Source organism: Pseudoalteromonas sp. SWXJ133, from assembly GCF_015864365.1.
GTDB classification, from domain to species: Bacteria; Pseudomonadota; Gammaproteobacteria; order Enterobacterales; family Alteromonadaceae; genus Pseudoalteromonas; species Pseudoalteromonas arctica.
Window position 1 is genome coordinate 25,028 of the sequence record NZ_JADYXJ010000025.1, and the last position, 16,550, is coordinate 41,577.

Consider the following 16,550-nt stretch of genomic DNA (forward strand, 5'->3'; position numbering starts at 1 on the left):
AGTTTTACTCTAATTGCTGTAAAAATAAATGAAGGGCTTTTTGTCCTTCATTTATTTTATCTTCTAAAACATCTAACCACTGCTTTAATACTTCATCAGATTCATCAATCGCACCATGCTCCATTACCTTGGCATGAAGCTGCACATCATTTAGACCTACCGATCCAGCCGCACCTTTAAGTTTATGTGCTACTGATTCATACTCTTCCCTATCGCCGGCATTTAATGAAGTAAGTAATTCTTGCTGATATTGTGGACTTAGCTTTTCAAATAACTGACTACTGCGTCTAAATACAACTAAGCCCATCGAATTTACAAAGTCTTCTATTGTTTCAATATCTAATAAGTGTGCATCAATGCCCTCTAGCGCCTCTTCACTTACTTTTAGCTGTGGCTCTGTGCATTCACTTTGCTTAATACCAAATAAGTCAGCCAGCATTTTATCAAGCTTCACTGTGTTAATTGGTTTAGCCAACGCACCTTGTATTGATATACCTTCAAGCTCTTTTTCAGCACTGCGTACATTGGCAGTTAAAGCGACAATAGGTAATTTATCGAAGTGGCTATCTGAGCGTATTTGCTTAGCAACCACGTCACCGTTTATATCTGGCAATTGCATATCAAGTAGTACTAAATCTAAGTCATCTTCGGTTTCGACAAACGAGAGCGCATCTTCACCGGTTTCAGCCCATAATACTTCGTGGCCGCGTTGCTCTAATAGGTTTGTAGCAATTTCGGCGTTAAGAGGCACATCTTCTACTAGTAGAATATACAAACCGCGGCCAACATAGCTTTGCTCTGTTGGTGCAACACATAAACTAAGCGGTATTTGCACTGTAAAACAACTTCCTTCGCCTTCGGTACTATTGACTGTAATTATCCCTTTCATTGCACTTACAAGTGCCTTAGTTACAGCCAAACCAATACCTGAGCCTATCGCGTTGGTTCCTTTTAAATCCGGCGCTTTGTAATACATATCAAATATATGGGCAAGCTGCTCTGGTGGAATACCTTGGCCGGTATCCAATACTTTAATAACTAACCATGGGCCTTCTACACGATTTTCTCTGCTACATTCGAGTGTTACTTTCCCTTGCTGAGTAAACTTAACGGCGTTGTTAATCAAGTTCCAAACAACTTGGCGTAATCGAGTCGGATCGAGTTGCGCGTAAACATCAAGTATGCCATTGCGTTTAATATCAAACTCAAGCTCTTTTTGCTCTGCTATTAAGCCTGCAAAATTAACTACATCGTTTATAAAATCAGAAACATTAATAGAATTGGTTGCTATATCGAGCTGCTCTCTATCTATTTTATCTAAATCTATAATATCATTAAAAATATTCCCGAGTGTCTCAGCGCTCGAAAAAATAGTGTTACCCCAACTACGCTGTTGCTTATTAAGCTCTGTATCTAATAACATACGCGTTAAACCAACAATGCCATTTAATGGTGTACGTAGTTCATGGCTCAGTGTAGCAATAAACTTACCTTTGTCTTTATAAGCTGTTTCGAGTGCCTGTGCTGCTTCTTTACGGCTAGTGATATCACGACCAAAACCCAGTAATCCAATGTAGTCACCGTCATCATTTATAAAAGGTAATTTACGCAGCTCAAACCAACGTGTTTCACCATTTACTTCATAACCCACATCGATAGTCAGCGCTTTATGGCTTTGCTCTACTTCCTTATCAGTTTTTAAAACCTCAGATAAAAAGTGACTCGGAAATATTTGCTCAACCGTTTTCCCAATTAGCTCACTACTTGATTTGCCCATTACTTCTTCAAACATTTTATTACAACCAGCAAATACGCCATTGTTATCGCGGTAATAAAATAAATCAGGAGATGAATCAACTATTGAGCGCTGCAGCATGCTTTGTTGAGCAAGTTCTTGTTGTGTTTTTTTACGCTCTGCAATTTCTCGGCGCAGCTCTTCGATAGCGCGATGCTTGGCATGAAATGCCATTTTACGCTCATCAATTTCAATATTCAAACGGCTAATATTATCTTTTAAGGTTTGATTTAAGAGTTTTTCCTGTTTGGTTGCACTATCTAAATAAGCATACGAGGCATCTAATTGACGAATTGAATTAAGTAATACACTTATAATTAAAGGGGAAACCACAGCGGTAAAAAATACCACAGCCAAAATATCAACAAGGTGTAATTCGCCTATCGCAACATAATAAAACATGCTCGATAAAATAAGAGATACAGTTAAAAATAAAGTGTAACAAATAGCTGCGGTTTTAAATTCACCAAATCGCGTTATTGAGCTGGAAAGTACCCGAGCCCAAGGGCTCAAAGAATAATCGGTCATACGTAATTTTATCTCTTAGCTGTGTGCTTAAATATAAAGAAGGCAATGCGCATGTATAAACATACCATTTTCCCAGATTTTAGCATTTTTCTCCTACCACTACCCATGTTGTGCGATAAAAACAAAATTTTTCATGTTTGATTTTGCTCATTCCCTAAACTCATCATTTCAGCAATAAATTATTTAGTGTAAAATGCCCCGCTTTATTATCTCCAAAATACGAGTAGCGCACATGCAAACCAATATGCCAGATATAGCAGACACTGCACCCGCTTTACAAACAGGTAAATTAGACTGGGTTGGCATGGGCGAAATCGAACTGCCATTTATTTTTGAGTCACTAGACTTATCTCCAGTTACAGTAAATGCCAAAGCTCGTGCATTTGTAAATTTGCATAAAGAAGATGCCAAAGGCATTCATATGTCACGTCTATTTTTAGCACTTGACCTGCTTTCAACTGAGCAGCAAGTCAATCCGCAAACAATAGCGCAAGCACTCGATACCTTTATAACTAGCCACGAAGGGCTGAGCGATAAAGCACAAATTGAATTTAAATTTGAATTACCGCTACGCCGTAAATCACTATTAAGTGGTAAAGCGGGCTGGAAAAGCTACCCAGTTGTACTTACCAGTACAATTGAAAATAACATTATTAGCTACGAGCTAACCGTAGATGTTACCTATTCTTCAACATGCCCTTGCTCTGCAGCACTTGCACGCCAGCTTATACAAAACGCGTTTAACGAAAAGTTTAACCAAGAAACCTTAAGCCAAAAAGATGTGCACGAATGGCTAGGCACTACACAAGGCATAGTTGCTACACCTCACTCGCAGCGCTCTATTGCCAACGTAAAAGTAAAGCTTGATAGCAACATTCAAGAGTTTGATGTAGTGACTCTAATAAATACTCTTGAAGCAGAACTTAAAACGCCTGTACAAGCGGCTGTAAAACGTGAAGACGAGCAAGAGTTTGCCCGCCTAAACGGCCAAAATCTAATGTTTTGTGAAGATGCAGCGCGCAAAATTAAAGCCTTGCTAGAAGCTGATAATTACAGCGATTACTGGCTGCAAATAAACCATTATGAATCACTCCATGCACACGATGCTGTAGCTATTGCGGTTAAAGGTATTGAAGGTGGATACAAAGCTTAATAGCTGCATCGCTTTAGCTTTTATAAACAGTTGGTAATTATTTTATAACTCACACTTTTTAGGCACGTAAATTGCTTTGTTTGAGCAGTGTCAATTTGTTGTTATGGAGTTACCGTATGGAATTCGCTTTATTATTAATCCTAGTATTAGTTGTCGGGGCCTCTGTTGTTGCGTCAAAATTTAATGACGATGGCGGAAACCCGTACCCTTTTATCCGCAAGCAAACTGTGTTTACACAGGTTGAAGGGGCTTTTTTAAATCTTCTAGAGCGTGCTGTTGGCGATCAATATAAAATTGTTAGTCGCGTTAAGTTAGTTGATGTTATTGACTGTAAGCAAGGCCTTTCAGTAAAATCTAAACGTGCTGCTTTAGCAAAAGCTAAAAATAAACAGCTTGATTACGTGCTAATCGATAAAGAAAAACTAACTATTGTTGCGGCCGTTGACCTAGTTAACAATGCCAATAAAGGTGGCCACAAAGCTCAACGTGACTGGTTTGTAAATGGCGCACTAGAGTCTGCCGGCATTCCACATATTCGTATGAAAGTTAAGTCGGGCTACCGCCCTTCTGAAGTACGCGATGCAATTATGTTTAAACTTGGTAAGCCTGCAGCAGCACAAACGCAGCGTCCTGTTCGTAACCGCTCACATAAGCCAGCGGTACTTTCACCTTCTCAAGCCAAAGCACAAACAACTGCTTTAGCTGAAATTTAAAAACCGAATTAAATACCTTCCTAAAAAGTATTTAAAGCGAGCAGTGAAAACTGCTCGCTTTTTTGTTTTTTATAGCTAACTTCACGTATAATCAAGTAATTCAAACTCAGGAATAAAACATTATGAATGTTGGTATTATTGGCGCAATGGAGCCAGAAGTTAAAATTTTACGTGAAGCAATGCAAAACCCACAAATTTTAACTAAAGCAGGTTTCACTTTTTATACTGGCGAGCTAGCTGGTAACACAGTAACACTTGTTCAATCTGGTATTGGTAAAGTTGCCTCAACGATTGCAACCACGTTACTTATCGATAACTTTAAACCTGATTGCGTAATTAACACAGGCTCTGCCGGTGGATTCGATCCTTCTCTAAGTGTTGGCGATGTAGTAATTTCGTCAGAAGTACGTCATCACGATGTAGATGTCACTGCTTTCGGCTACGAAATTGGCCAAGTACCGCAAATGCCAGCAGGCTTTGCAGCTCACCCTAAATTAGTTGAAGCAGCACAACAAACAATCGAACAGATCAGTGATGTTAAAACACTTGTTGGCTTAATTTGTACTGGTGACACATTTATGTGTGACCCGGTACGTATTGATAAAGCACGTAGTGATTTTCCTACAATGCTTGCCGTTGAAATGGAAGGCGCTTCAATTGCACAAACGTGTTTTACGCTTAATACACCGTTTGTTGTAATTCGCTCAATGTCTGATATTGCAGGTAAAGAGTCACCACAATCATTTGAAGAATACCTAGAAACTGCATCAATCAACTCATCTAAAATGGTTGTCGCACTTTTAGAAAAGCTAACTGCAGTGTCTCTGTAAATGCTTAGCAATATTGTTCAAAACCACTTGGACTTTATTGCCTTTGTACTAGCGCTCCTTGCTGAGCGCTTTATTCCCATTGTTAGCTGGTATCATCCTAATACGGCATTGAATGCTGTTTTTAGTGCGATTGGCAAACGCATATACAAAAGCAAAGAACCTAAGAGCTATCAATATTTAGCTGCAATACTCGCAAGTACGCTCATTTTAAGTGTCATTCTTATTATTGTAATGTTACTACTCGAATTTGCTTTTTACCCAGAATTACTCGCAGGTCTTATTTTATATTTATGCTTAGAGAGTAAGAGTATTGATAAAAAAGCGCTCCGAATTGCAAAGTTAACTAAACAAAATCAAAAATCGACAGCACGCGAATTACTAAAACCACTGCTTGCCCGTGAAGTTAATAGGCTTTCATCTCCTGGTATTATCAAAGCATTAATTGAAAGCTTAATACTGCGCACTGCTAGATACTATTTCGTAGTTATATTTATATTTTTAGCATTTGGCCCTATCGCTGCCCTCGCCTATCGGTTGCTTACCTTAATACAACAAGCGTGGCGTAGTGGCATATCCCCAAATAGCTACTTTTTAAAACCGCTTAAAACTCTGTTGTTTATTATTGAATATATACCGATGCGCTTACTGGCTTTAACTATTGCAGCAAGTAGAGCGAGCAAACAAAGCATGCGCTACATTAAGTATTACGGCAGACATTTTTATCAAACAAATACAGGTTGGCTGTTAAGCACGTGCTCTGCATCACTTGGCGTGCAACTGGGCGGGCCAGCAGTTTATTTAGGTACTCGCTTTAATAAAATGCGTATTGGTACTGATAGACTACCTACACCGGAGGATGTACCTGTAATAATTAATAGATTAAATCAAGCGCGTGTATTTTGGTTGTTAGTAATTGTAAGTATCGAAATATTAAAAGTGATTTAGTGACTATTTAGTGACTACCTCGTAACTATTTACAGACCCCAAAATACAAGCACAAAAAAACCAGCCGAGGCTGGTTTTTTAGTTTTTAAACTGCGTTTAAGCTACAGTGATGTTTGCAAACTTACGTTTACCTACTTGGTAAATAGCTGTTGTGCCTTTTGCTATTTCAAGTTTGGTGTCAGTGATTTTATCTTCACCGTTAAGTTTAACTGCACCTTGCTTAATCATACGCATTGCTTCTGACGTACTAACTACTAAATTTGCTTCTTTAAGCAAGTTAGCAATTAAAATAGTATCTTCTGCGATAGTGATTGTCAGCTCTGGGATTTCATCTGGTAACGCTTTTTTCTGAAAACGCTGAATAAAATCATCATGTGCACCTTGTGCATCAGCTTCACTATGAAAACGAGCAATTAACTCTTTAGCTAATTCTATTTTAATATCGCGCGGATTAGTACCTTGCTCAACACGTTCTTTTTGAGCTGCAATTTCTTCAATAGAAAGCGCGCTTAATAAATCGTAATAACGCCACATTAGCACATCACTAATTGACATTATTTTACCAAACATATCGTTTGGCGCATCAGTAATACCAATGTAGTTACCAAGCGACTTAGACATTTTTTGAACGCCGTCAGTACCTTCAAGTAATGGCATCATTAATACTGTTTGCGGCTTTTGCCCTTCAACTTTTTGTAGCTCACGACCCATTAGCAAGTTAAAGCGCTGATCAGTACCACCTAGTTCAACATCTGACTCTAGTGCAACCGAATCCCAACCTTGTACCAGTGGATATAAAAACTCATGAATTGCAATTGGTTGGCCACTTCCATAACGCTTTTTAAAGTCATCGCGTTCAAGCATACGTGCTACGGTTTGGTTTGCAGCAAGTTTAATCATGCCTGCAGCGCCTAACTTTTCCATCCAAGTAGAGTTAAATGCAACAGTGGTTTTAGCAGGATCTAGAATTTTGAATACTTGTTCTTTATATGTTTCGGCATTGGCTAGTACGTCTTCGCGAGTAAGTGGTTTACGCGTTACGTTTTTACCTGTTGGGTCGCCAATCATGCCAGTAAAGTCACCAATTAAGAAAATAACCTCATGACCTAAATCCTGAAAGGTTTTCATTTTATTAATGAGTACAGTGTGCCCTAAATGTAAATCAGGGGCTGTAGGATCAAAGCCAGCTTTTATTTTTAGCTTTTTGCCCGACTTTAGTTTTTCAACTAGTTCGTCTTCAATTAATATTTCTTCTGCACCGCGTTTTATCTCTGCTAGAGCGGTTTGTAAATCCACTTTGTGTTACTCCAAAATTCTGCCTACGAAGGGGCGGACTAGTTACTTGTAATCACGGTTTAATATAGGTTTAAACCGAATATATATATGTAGCTAACATAACAAATTTCTACCTAATTAAAATAACTTTTTAAGTTATTAATGCAACTAAACAAAATGAATTGAGTCTTAGCTAGATAGGACGTTAAAAAAGGCTTCCTAACCCTGATTTTAGCGTAGTTTAAGGTTAGTTTAAATCTACAAAGCACTAGTATTCGTACATTATTAAGTATATCCTGCAATATTATGTATTTATTATCTTGACAGCAGAAAAAGGCACGTTATGGTTCACGTGGTTAACACTCTCCCAAAAAAACACAAATTGCTTATTTTAGGTTTAGTTTCTGCTATTGCCGGCTTGGCATTTCTTCCTTCTGAAAAAGCGACTGCTTCTAAAGACAATAATGCAGATGCATTAGAGATAGGCAAGCGCTATGAGTTACAAGTTAAAGTTGATGACAACGAAAAATTAACTGAGTTAAATTCAGAGCAAGCAGCAGAAAAGTTACCAGAATACGACTTTGTCGATCATAAAGTTAAAAATGGCGACAATTTAGCAATTATCTTCAAACGTGCTGGTTTTTCAGCTCAAACGCTCCATAAACTAATTAACACTAACGCAGAAACGCGCAAGCTAACTAAAATTCACCCCGGTGAAATACTTAGCTTTGCGACAGCTGAAGATGGCTCTTTGGCTCAACTGCGCTATGTGATTTCAAAAACCGATACTTTATTTGTTACCTTAAATGAAGAAGGTAACTACGATACAGCTATTGATAGTAAAGAAATTGAAACGTTAACTAAAACCGCTGGCGGCGAGATATCTAACAACTTTTGGACTTCAGCAATAGCGGCTGGTTTAAGCGAACGTCAAATAATGAACTTTGCTGACATATTTGGTTGGGATGTTGATTTTGCAAACGACATTCGTAAAGGCGATGTGTTTGGCTTAATTTATGAGTCTCATTATGTTGATGGCGAGTTTATTGGTACCGGTAAAATTATTGCCGCTGAATTTGTAAACCAAGGTCAGCGCTTTGCAGCGATTCGCCATACCGACGGCAATTTTTATACGCCTGAAGGGCGTAGCATGAAAAAAGCATTTTTACGTGCACCTGTAAGCTTTAAGTATATTAGTTCGAGCTTTAATCCTCGTCGCTTACACCCAGTTACTGGGCAAGTTAGAGCGCACCGTGGTATCGACTTTGCGGCACGCACTGGCACACCGGTGGTTGCATCAGGGAACGGTAAGGTAGTTAAAGCGGGTTACAGCAAGTACAACGGTAACTACGTCTTTATTAGCCATGGCACACAATATGTAACTAAGTACTTACACCTAAATAAGAAACTAGTTAAAACGGGCCAAAAAGTTAAACAGGGCCAACAAATTGGTACTGTAGGTTCTACGGGTCGTGTTACTGGCGCGCATTTACACTATGAATTTTTAGTAAATGGCGTTCACCGTAATCCTAAAACAGTAAAACTTCCTAAGTCAGAGCCATTACCTCGCTCAGAACTTGCTAAGTTTAAACCGATTGCAGATAACTTTATTGCCCAACTTGAGCGCAATCGCGAGCTACAGTTAGCACTTAAATAAAGTTTATTAATAAACATTAAAAAAGCCTTTGCAGGTTAAACCTGCAAAGGCTTTTTTGTGTACGCTAAAAACCATTAGTACATTAATACATAAATGAGCTGAATAACTAAAGACACCATCACTAATGGCCAAATATATTTGCTGTATTTGGTTGCACCGTTGAGCCCTATTTTACTTTGATATTTTTCAAGCAATGGAATAAGTATCGCTAGCGCGACAAACAAACCAATTAAAATAACGAATATATTCATATCAATGCCCTTCTTATGGTAGCTCATGGCCTTTAGCGCTTACATAAAGTGCATACCAATGCTCACGAGTTAGCTGTACGTTTACAGCATCACAAGAGGCTTTAATACGCTTGGCATTAGTTGTTCCAATAATCGGCTGAATAGATGCGGGATGGCGCAGTAACCATGCAATGACTATAGCCTCAGCAGACGTATCATAAAGTGCAGCCAGCTTATTAACTAAAAGACTGGTGTTTATATCAGCCTGCGATGCGTTTGATAAATCACTGCCGCTGTATAATCCTTGGCATAAACTGCCCCAGCTTTGAATTTGAATTTCAAAATGGCGACAGTACTCAATACTACCGGGCGTAAAATTAAGATCCTTACCGTCACTGTTACCGGCATATACACCTTCATCAACAAACTGATGTTTTTGTAAACTAGCCTCAATTTGATTAGCCACAATCGGCATATCAAGTGCATGCTGTAAAAAATTCATTTGATGTTGCTGCATATTCGATACTGCAAAATTGCGCACTTTACCGCTTTCTTTTAAGCAACTAAATATGCGAGCAATTTCGTTAGCTTCCATGAGTGGATCAGGACGATGTAGCATAAGTACGTCTAAATAGTCTGTATTTAATCGCTTCAAGGATGCTTCAACTGATTGCTCAATCCACTTTGATGAAAAATCATAGCGCTTTGGCCCTAAGTCATCTTCAAAACGAATCCCACACTTAGATTGAATATACATGTGCTCTCTAAGCTCTGGTCGCTCGCTTAATGCTTTACCAAAAACCTGCTCCGCTTTACCAAAAGTATAAATATCAGCGTGGTCAAAAAAGTTAATGCCACCTTCAATAGCGTTATCTATGCATTCATGAGTTTGCTTAACATGTGCATCAGTGATTGCGTCTTTATTCCAACCGCCTCCCAGACCCATGCATCCGAATACAAGTTTACTAACATGAGGTAAGTGCTTTGCTAAAGGTGTGTGAAGCATGATAACTATCCTTAAAATTTTGAAGAGCTGTTACTGTAAACAAAAAGCGCTGAACAAGAAACCATTTAGCGGTGAACAAATTAAGAACAAAAAAAAGCGCAGTAAACTGCGCTAAATCATTTATTAACTACCACGTTAATTATTAGCCAACAAGTGCTAATAAAATACCCGCAGCAACTGCACTACCAAGTACACCCGCTACGTTGGGTCCCATAGCATGCATAAGTAAAAAGTTATGTGGGTTGCTTTCAAGGCCCACTTTATTAACTACTCGTGCCGCCATTGGCACAGCCGATACACCTGCTGCCCCAATTAATGGGTTTATAGGTGTTTTAGATATGCGGTTAAGTCCTTTTGCCATAAATACGCCAGATGCAGTACCAATTGCAAAAGCCAGTGCGCCAAGCACTAAAATACCAATCGTCTCAACAGTTAAAAACTTATCTGCAGCAAGCTTTGAACCTACAGCTAAACCTAAAAATATAGTTGTAACATTGATGATTTCGTTTTGAGCACTGTTACTTAATCTATCAACAACACCCGACTCTCGCATTAAGTTACCTAAACAAAACATACCTACAAGCGGTATAGCAGCCGGTAAAAACATAGCCGTTAAACTAAGCACCATAAGAGGGAAAATAATCTTTTCCTTTTTAGATACTTTGCGAAGCTCTGGCATCTTAATTTTACGTTCTTCTGGGGTTGTTAACGCACGCATAATTGGCGGTTGAATAATTGGTACTAATGCCATATATGAGTATGCTGCTACCGCTATTGCACCAAGTAAATCAGGAGCCAGTTTTGACGCTAAAAATATTGCTGTTGGCCCATCTGCACCACCAATAATTGCAATAGCCGATGCATCCTGTAGAGTAAACTCAAAGCCTGGCACATAGTTAAGTAATATTGCGCCAAACAGTGTAGCAAAAATACCAAACTGTGCAGCCGCACCTAATAACAACATACGTGGGTTTGCAATAAGCGCGCTAAAGTCGGTCAGCGCCCCTACTCCCATAAATATTAATAACGGAAAAATCCCCGTATCAATACCCACGTAATAAACGTAATACAAAAGCCCACCTGGGTCTGACAAACCTGCCACTGGTACATTTGTTAAAATTGCACCAAAACCAATTGGTAATAATAATAGTGGTTCAAAGCCTTTAGCTATCGCTAAAAACAGTAATAAACACCCTACCGCAATCATAATTAACGATGGGATTGTAAAGTTAGCAATGCCGGTCGCATTCCAGAGGTTTAAAATACCGTCCATCCTCTATTTGCTCCTAAGCTAATGCAATCATAGCGTCGCCGGTAGTTACGGCATCGCCTTCACCAACCAACACTTCGGCAATAGTTCCGGTATGCATTGCGCGTATTTCGGTTTCCATTTTCATGGCTTCCATAATAATCACTACATCACCTTCGTTAACAACTTGCCCAGCTTTTACCTTAATCTTAAAAATATTACCGGCTAAAGGTGCGTTAAGTGTTTCACCTGATGCAACTGAAGCAGACTGAGGAATGTGCTCAGAGTCTTTTAATGTTACTTCTTTTAGCTCACCACCTTGCGCCACTACTACGTCGTAAACTTTACCATCTACTTTTACGCTGTATTGCTCAGCTTTAACGCTGTTATTATTTGATCCTGATTTTGGTGCTGCCTTATTGCTCTTATCTTCAACGGTAGGAATAGGCTCAAATGCATCAGGGTTATTACGATTTTTAATAAATTTCAAACCAACCTGCGGAAATAATGCATAAGTTAGTACGTCATCAATTTGCTCATCAGCAAGTGTTAAACCTTGCTCTTGTGCTTCTTTTAATAATTCAGCTTCAAGCGTTGCAAGCTCTGGTGCAATGTTATCTGCAGGGCGACAAGTAATAACCTCTGCTCCATCAAGCACACGCTCTTGTAGCTCTTTATTCATTGGTGCTGGTGTTAAGCCATATTCACCTTTTAATACGCCAGCAGTTTCTTTAGTAATTGTTTTATAACGCTCACCGGTTAGCACGTTAAGTACTGCTTGAGTGCCTACAATTTGCGACGTAGGTGTTACTAAAGGTAAAAAACCAAGATCTTCACGTACCCGTGGGATCTCAAGCAAAACTTCATTAAGCTTATCTGCCGCGCCTTGCTCTTTAAGTTGGTTTTCCATGTTTGTAAGCATGCCACCAGGTACTTGAGCTAGTAAAATACGACCATCAACCCCTTTTAAGCTACCTTCAAATGCCGCATATTTTTTACGTGCATCTCTAAAGTAAGCAGCAATTTCTTCTAGATGATTTAAATCAAGGTCAGTATCGCGCTCAGTTCCTTCAACTATCGATACAATAGTTTCAGTTGCTGTGTGTCCGTAAGTCATACTCATAGATGAAATAGCGGTATCAAGCATATCAATGCCTGCATCAATCGCTTTTTGATAAGTCGCAGTACTTAAACCAGTTGTAGCGTGGCACTGCATAGCAATAGGAACCGACACGGTTTCCTTAAGTGCTTTAATTAGTTTTTCAGCATCGTACGGCTTTAATAAACCCGCCATATCTTTAATACAAATTGAGTGACAGCCTAAATCTTCTAATTGCTTAGCAAGAGTCAGCCACATATCAAGCGTATGAACAGGACTTACCGTGTACGAAATAGTACCTTGAGCATGTGCGCCTACTTTTATAGCCGCTTTAATCGCTGTTTCTAGGTTACGTACATCGTTCATTGCATCGAAAATACGAAATACGTCAACGCCATTTTTATGTGCGCGTTCTACAAACTTTTCAACTACATCATCAGCGTAATGGCGGTAGCCTAATAGGTTTTGACCGCGTAATAGCATTTGCTGTTTAGTATTAGGCATCGCTTTTTTAAGCGCACGAATACGCTCCCAAGGATCTTCGCCTAAATAACGAATACACGAATCAAATGTAGCACCGCCCCACGATTCAATAGACCAATAACCTGCATCATCTAGCTTGCTAGCAATAGGTAGCATATCGTCTAGGCGCATACGTGTTGCGAGCAATGATTGGTGCGCATCGCGTAATACCAATTCTGTTAATTTTAATTTAGCCATGTGTGTGCCCCTTATTTATTATTTGATTTGTACTGAGCAATGGCAGCACTAATAGCAGCGATGTGCTCATTAGGCACACCTTGAGATTTAAAAGACGGTGATTTAGCTGGTGATGCCTCTGGTTCGCTATAGCGCGTCACCAAATTAGACATAAGCGTTACTGCACCAATTAATATCGACAGAAATACAAACACCCCAACCATACCAGTTAGCATTAAGCTACCAGCCGTTGTGAGTAGAGCACCTATATCCATTTTTCTCCCCCTTGAAACCCATATCGAAAATAAAAAATCGATTTAATTAAATATTTATTCACTGGATAATAACAAAACTAGTCGCTTTGTCTACATCTTGTAAATTGGTAAAACCAATTAAACTATAAACAACATAACACTCAACAATTTTACATGCCATAACTCAGCAATCATGCGCCCTACAATACATACAGAAAATAACGACTATAGCTAATAGTTATATGGAAGTTGTTAATTAACTATTCAACTTAATAAAAATAACCACCAAATTTTATAATAAGTACAAAAACACACATCAATTGTTAATTGGTCTTACCAAAAATATTATTTTTAGTGAATATTTACCGGTAACTTGTAACAGTGTGAATAACTTACATAATAAAGCGTAAAAATTACTAACTAACTAATAACTAAAAACACAGTTAAAAACCATAACTAGCTGATATAAAACAAAAATAAACTTTGGCATATAACTGGCATTAGTTATTGTGAGCAAATTTGATAACCAAGGAGAAAACAATGTTACGCTGGACAATTACATTTTTAGTTATTGCTTTAATCGCTGCAGTGTTAGGTTTTGGTGGCATCGCAGGTGCCGCAGCTGGTATAGCAAAAATTATATTTTTTATCTTTTTAGTACTTTTAGTGATTTCATTAGTTTCAGGTGCACTACGTGGTAAATCACCCAGGTAGATAAAGCATTCAACTAACAAACACTAAAATTTAATTAATACTTACAAGGAATTACATTATGAATTCAACAACTGTAAAAGCAGCACTAATCGGTCTATTCGCAAGTTTCTTCATCATGGGTTGTGAAGACAATCATGCAGAAGACGCAGGCGAACGTATTGACGAAGCAGTAACTGACGTGCAAAACAAAGTAGAAGATGCATGTGAAAATGTTAAAGAAGGCGTAAACGCTGAAGAAACTAACTGTTAATTCTTCTTGTAACGCTAAAAAACGGCCTTAGGGCCGTTTTTTTGTGTCTGTAATAAAATCACTGACTATAAAGCTGCTCATTTAGCGGTTAGCTTGTTAAAATAAAAAAAACGATATTTAAAGCAAGGCAATATGGCATTTACAACAACCTACACACTAGATAAACCTTACTTTTACGAGTGCTTTGACGAGTCACTCCCCTACAGTAAGCGCGCCAAACCTAAGTACTTTTTACTTGTACTCCTCGTTGCGCTTGGTTTATTTGGCATTTATGTTTTAAACGATCATTACTTAGGATCGTTTATGATCATGCTAGGTGTACTAGAGTGCGTCGCTTTTTACTATCGCAGACCTTGGTGGGTAACCAGACAAATGCTCAGCAGAGCGTCAGGCTCTGAGGTAACACTTACCTTTGATGAAGAAGGCATTAAGTCGGCTAATCATTACAAAAGTTTTGAGCTAACTTGGCAAAACATAAGCGAAGTAATAGATACTCAGCAAGGTATTATTATTAAAAATAAAAGCGGAATGCAGTACATTTCAAAACAAATACTAACCCCTGAAATACTCGCTTTTATAAACAAAAAAGCCACTCAGTGAGTGGCTTTTAGTCTAGTTGAGCTAATTACTCAACTACGTATACGTGTTGATTAAGCATTGCCCGGATTAGGGTTCGACTTTTCAGCTTGTATGCGCATGTAAATCTCTTCACGATGCACTGATACGTCTTTTGGTGCATTAACACCGATTCGAACTTGATTTCCTTTAACACCTAGAACAGTAACTGTTACTTCGTCACCAATCATTAGGGTTTCACCTACTCTACGAGTTAGTATTAGCATTCTCTTGCTCCCATGTTCCAATAAAAATTATAAGATTCCGCTTAAACATACTAATGAAAATTAGACTGAAAAGTAAGTAAAAACTCTCAATCTATCCATTTTCTGTTAAAAATGCTTTGTGTAATGCACGAACTGCCAACTCTAGGTACTTTTCATCTATTAAAACTGAAATTTTAATCTCAGAAGTCGAGACTAAAACCACATTAATATTTTCCTGCGCTAATGCATCAAAAAATAAACTTGCTACACCAGAATGCGATTTCATACCCATTCCAACAGCAGAAACTTTAGCGACTGTTGGTAATCCGCTTATATTTTGAGCACTGAGTTGAGCTTGATCTTCGCTCAATAATTCAAGTGCTTGCAGATAATCATTCGAGTGCACAGTAAAAGCATAGTCTATTTTTTCAAAGATATGATTAACTTGATTAATCATATCTATTTCGATGCCATTATCAGCAAAAAGTTTCAATATTTTTGAAAGATATTGCGTACCGCTTGGCACACCATCTACTTTAATTAAACATTCGTCACGATTAAACGCAATCCCCGATACCACCTTGCTTGGCATATCGTTCTCCTCAAAACTTATTAATGTGCCTTCATCAGGATTAAAACTAGAAAGCACCCTAAGTGGCACATTGTGTCTACCTGCAGCTTCTACCGAGCGAATATGCAAAACTTTCGCGCCTAAACTTGCCAGCTCCAGCATTTCGGCAAAAGTAACTTGGCTCATTCTGCGCGCGTTAGGTTCAACACGAGGATCTGTAGTATATACGCCATCAACGTCTGTATAGATCTGGCATTCGTCGGCTTTTATAGCCGCTGCTATTTCTACAGCCGATGTATCGGTGCCGCCGCGTCCAAGCGTTGTAATATTGCCCTCAATATCACGTCCCTGAAACCCAGCAATAATAGCAATACGATTATGCTCAAGCTCATGCTTTAAGCGCGTAGCAGCAACGTCTTCAATACGGGCTTTACCAAACATGTTGTCGGTTAGAATATTGACTTGATCGGCTAATAAGCTTACAGCTGAATGACCACGTTTGATAATAGCCATAGCAAGCAGTGATACAGAAACCTGCTCTCCGGTGCTAATAAGTACATCTAGTTCACGGCTACTCGGGCGAGTATCAATTTGTTTGGCGAGGTTAATTAAGCGGTTGGTTTCTCCCGACATAGCCGAGAGCACCACAACCACTTGATGTCCTTGCTGCCTGGTTTTAACAACAAGGTCGGCGACCGCTTCAATTCGCTCTATTGAGCCGACCGAAGTGCCACCGAATTTTTGAACAATAAGCGCCACTT

Annotated in this window: 17 protein-coding genes; 8 read left to right on the plus strand and 9 right to left on the minus strand. The window is 38.8% G+C overall.

Translation table 11 applies throughout. The features are described from left to right. Positions 1-4: 4 nt before the first annotated feature. Complete coding sequence (gene arcB, locus I6F40_RS16130; RefSeq protein ID WP_166376514.1) at positions 5-2,323, minus strand: aerobic respiration two-component sensor histidine kinase ArcB; 2,319 nt, start codon at positions 2,321-2,323, stop codon at positions 5-7. 232 nt (positions 2,324-2,555) lie between these two features. Here arcB and folE2 point away from each other — a divergent pair, with 232 nt between their 5' ends. The 4 genes from folE2 to I6F40_RS16150 all read left to right on the plus strand — a co-directional run bounded on the left by folE2 (position 2,556) and on the right by I6F40_RS16150 (position 5,964). Beyond that, the gene (gene folE2, locus I6F40_RS16135; protein ID WP_166376513.1) at positions 2,556-3,476 is read left to right on the plus strand and encodes a GTP cyclohydrolase FolE2; all 921 of its coding nucleotides are present in this window, start codon (positions 2,556-2,558) and stop codon (positions 3,474-3,476) included. A gap of 116 nt (positions 3,477-3,592) precedes the next feature. Continuing rightward, positions 3,593-4,189: a DUF2726 domain-containing protein gene (locus I6F40_RS16140; protein ID WP_166376512.1), complete on the plus strand. Its 597-nt coding sequence runs from the start codon at positions 3,593-3,595 to the stop codon at positions 4,187-4,189. A 122-nt stretch (positions 4,190-4,311) separates the two neighbouring features. After that, positions 4,312-5,019: a 5'-methylthioadenosine/S-adenosylhomocysteine nucleosidase gene (gene mtnN, locus I6F40_RS16145; protein ID WP_024607949.1), complete on the plus strand. Its 708-nt coding sequence runs from the start codon at positions 4,312-4,314 to the stop codon at positions 5,017-5,019. Further along, positions 5,020-5,964 carry a cobalamin biosynthesis protein CobD/CbiB gene (locus tag I6F40_RS16150; RefSeq protein ID WP_166376511.1) on the plus strand — a complete coding sequence of 315 codons (945 nt, stop codon included), beginning with the start codon at positions 5,020-5,022 and terminating at the stop codon, positions 5,962-5,964. It abuts the gene before it with no gap. A 96-nt stretch (positions 5,965-6,060) separates the two neighbouring features. Here I6F40_RS16150 and tyrS read toward each other — a convergent pair whose 3' ends face one another. Next, entirely contained in the window at positions 6,061-7,260 is a 1,200-nt protein-coding gene (gene tyrS, locus I6F40_RS16155) for a tyrosine--tRNA ligase (RefSeq protein WP_007585427.1), read from the minus strand. 322 nt (positions 7,261-7,582) lie between these two features. On the opposite strand from tyrS, the gene I6F40_RS16160 reads away from it, so the two are divergent. Further along, positions 7,583-8,896 carry a peptidoglycan DD-metalloendopeptidase family protein gene (locus tag I6F40_RS16160; RefSeq protein ID WP_007585425.1) on the plus strand — a complete coding sequence of 438 codons (1,314 nt, stop codon included), beginning with the start codon at positions 7,583-7,585 and terminating at the stop codon, positions 8,894-8,896. Positions 8,897-8,970: 74 nt separating this feature from the next. Here the strand turns inward: I6F40_RS16160 and I6F40_RS16165 are convergent, their stop codons facing one another. The 5 genes from I6F40_RS16165 to I6F40_RS16185 form a co-directional block, all read right to left on the minus strand. Further along, positions 8,971-9,147 carry a hypothetical protein gene (locus tag I6F40_RS16165; RefSeq protein ID WP_007583822.1) on the minus strand — a complete coding sequence of 59 codons (177 nt, stop codon included), beginning with the start codon at positions 9,145-9,147 and terminating at the stop codon, positions 8,971-8,973. A gap of 13 nt (positions 9,148-9,160) precedes the next feature. Continuing rightward, positions 9,161-10,132, minus strand: coding sequence for an aldo/keto reductase (locus tag I6F40_RS16170; protein ID WP_165727246.1), 972 nt, complete (start codon positions 10,130-10,132; stop codon positions 9,161-9,163). A 142-nt stretch (positions 10,133-10,274) separates the two neighbouring features. Further along, positions 10,275-11,405, minus strand: coding sequence for a sodium ion-translocating decarboxylase subunit beta (locus tag I6F40_RS16175; protein ID WP_076925246.1), 1,131 nt, complete (start codon positions 11,403-11,405; stop codon positions 10,275-10,277). A gap of 13 nt (positions 11,406-11,418) precedes the next feature. Then, positions 11,419-13,200, minus strand: a complete 1,782-nt coding sequence (gene oadA / locus I6F40_RS16180) for a sodium-extruding oxaloacetate decarboxylase subunit alpha (protein WP_197193200.1) — start codon at positions 13,198-13,200, stop codon at positions 11,419-11,421. 11 nt (positions 13,201-13,211) lie between these two features. Further along, entirely contained in the window at positions 13,212-13,454 is a 243-nt protein-coding gene (locus I6F40_RS16185; protein WP_007583814.1) for an OadG family protein, read from the minus strand. A 519-nt stretch (positions 13,455-13,973) separates the two neighbouring features. Between I6F40_RS16185 and I6F40_RS16190 the strand changes: the two genes are divergently transcribed. The 3 genes from I6F40_RS16190 to I6F40_RS16200 all read left to right on the plus strand — a co-directional run bounded on the left by I6F40_RS16190 (position 13,974) and on the right by I6F40_RS16200 (position 14,997). Continuing rightward, positions 13,974-14,147 (plus strand): DUF1328 domain-containing protein, encoded by a 174-nt coding sequence (locus I6F40_RS16190; protein WP_002961939.1) that lies wholly within the window; start codon positions 13,974-13,976, stop codon positions 14,145-14,147. Between the two features lie 58 nt (positions 14,148-14,205). After that, a complete protein-coding gene (locus I6F40_RS16195; protein ID WP_007378921.1) occupies positions 14,206-14,397 on the plus strand; it encodes a hypothetical protein in 192 nt (63 codons plus the stop codon). 132 nt (positions 14,398-14,529) lie between these two features. Continuing rightward, positions 14,530-14,997: a YcxB family protein gene (locus I6F40_RS16200; protein WP_165727244.1), complete on the plus strand. Its 468-nt coding sequence runs from the start codon at positions 14,530-14,532 to the stop codon at positions 14,995-14,997. Positions 14,998-15,047: 50 nt separating this feature from the next. Here I6F40_RS16200 and csrA read toward each other — a convergent pair whose 3' ends face one another. Next, positions 15,048-15,239 (minus strand): carbon storage regulator CsrA, encoded by a 192-nt coding sequence (gene csrA / locus I6F40_RS16205; RefSeq protein WP_004587515.1) that lies wholly within the window; start codon positions 15,237-15,239, stop codon positions 15,048-15,050. 91 nt (positions 15,240-15,330) lie between these two features. Next, positions 15,331-16,548 (minus strand): aspartate kinase, encoded by a 1,218-nt coding sequence (locus tag I6F40_RS16210; RefSeq protein ID WP_197193201.1) that lies wholly within the window; start codon positions 16,546-16,548, stop codon positions 15,331-15,333. Between the last annotated feature and the right edge of the window lie 2 nt (positions 16,549-16,550).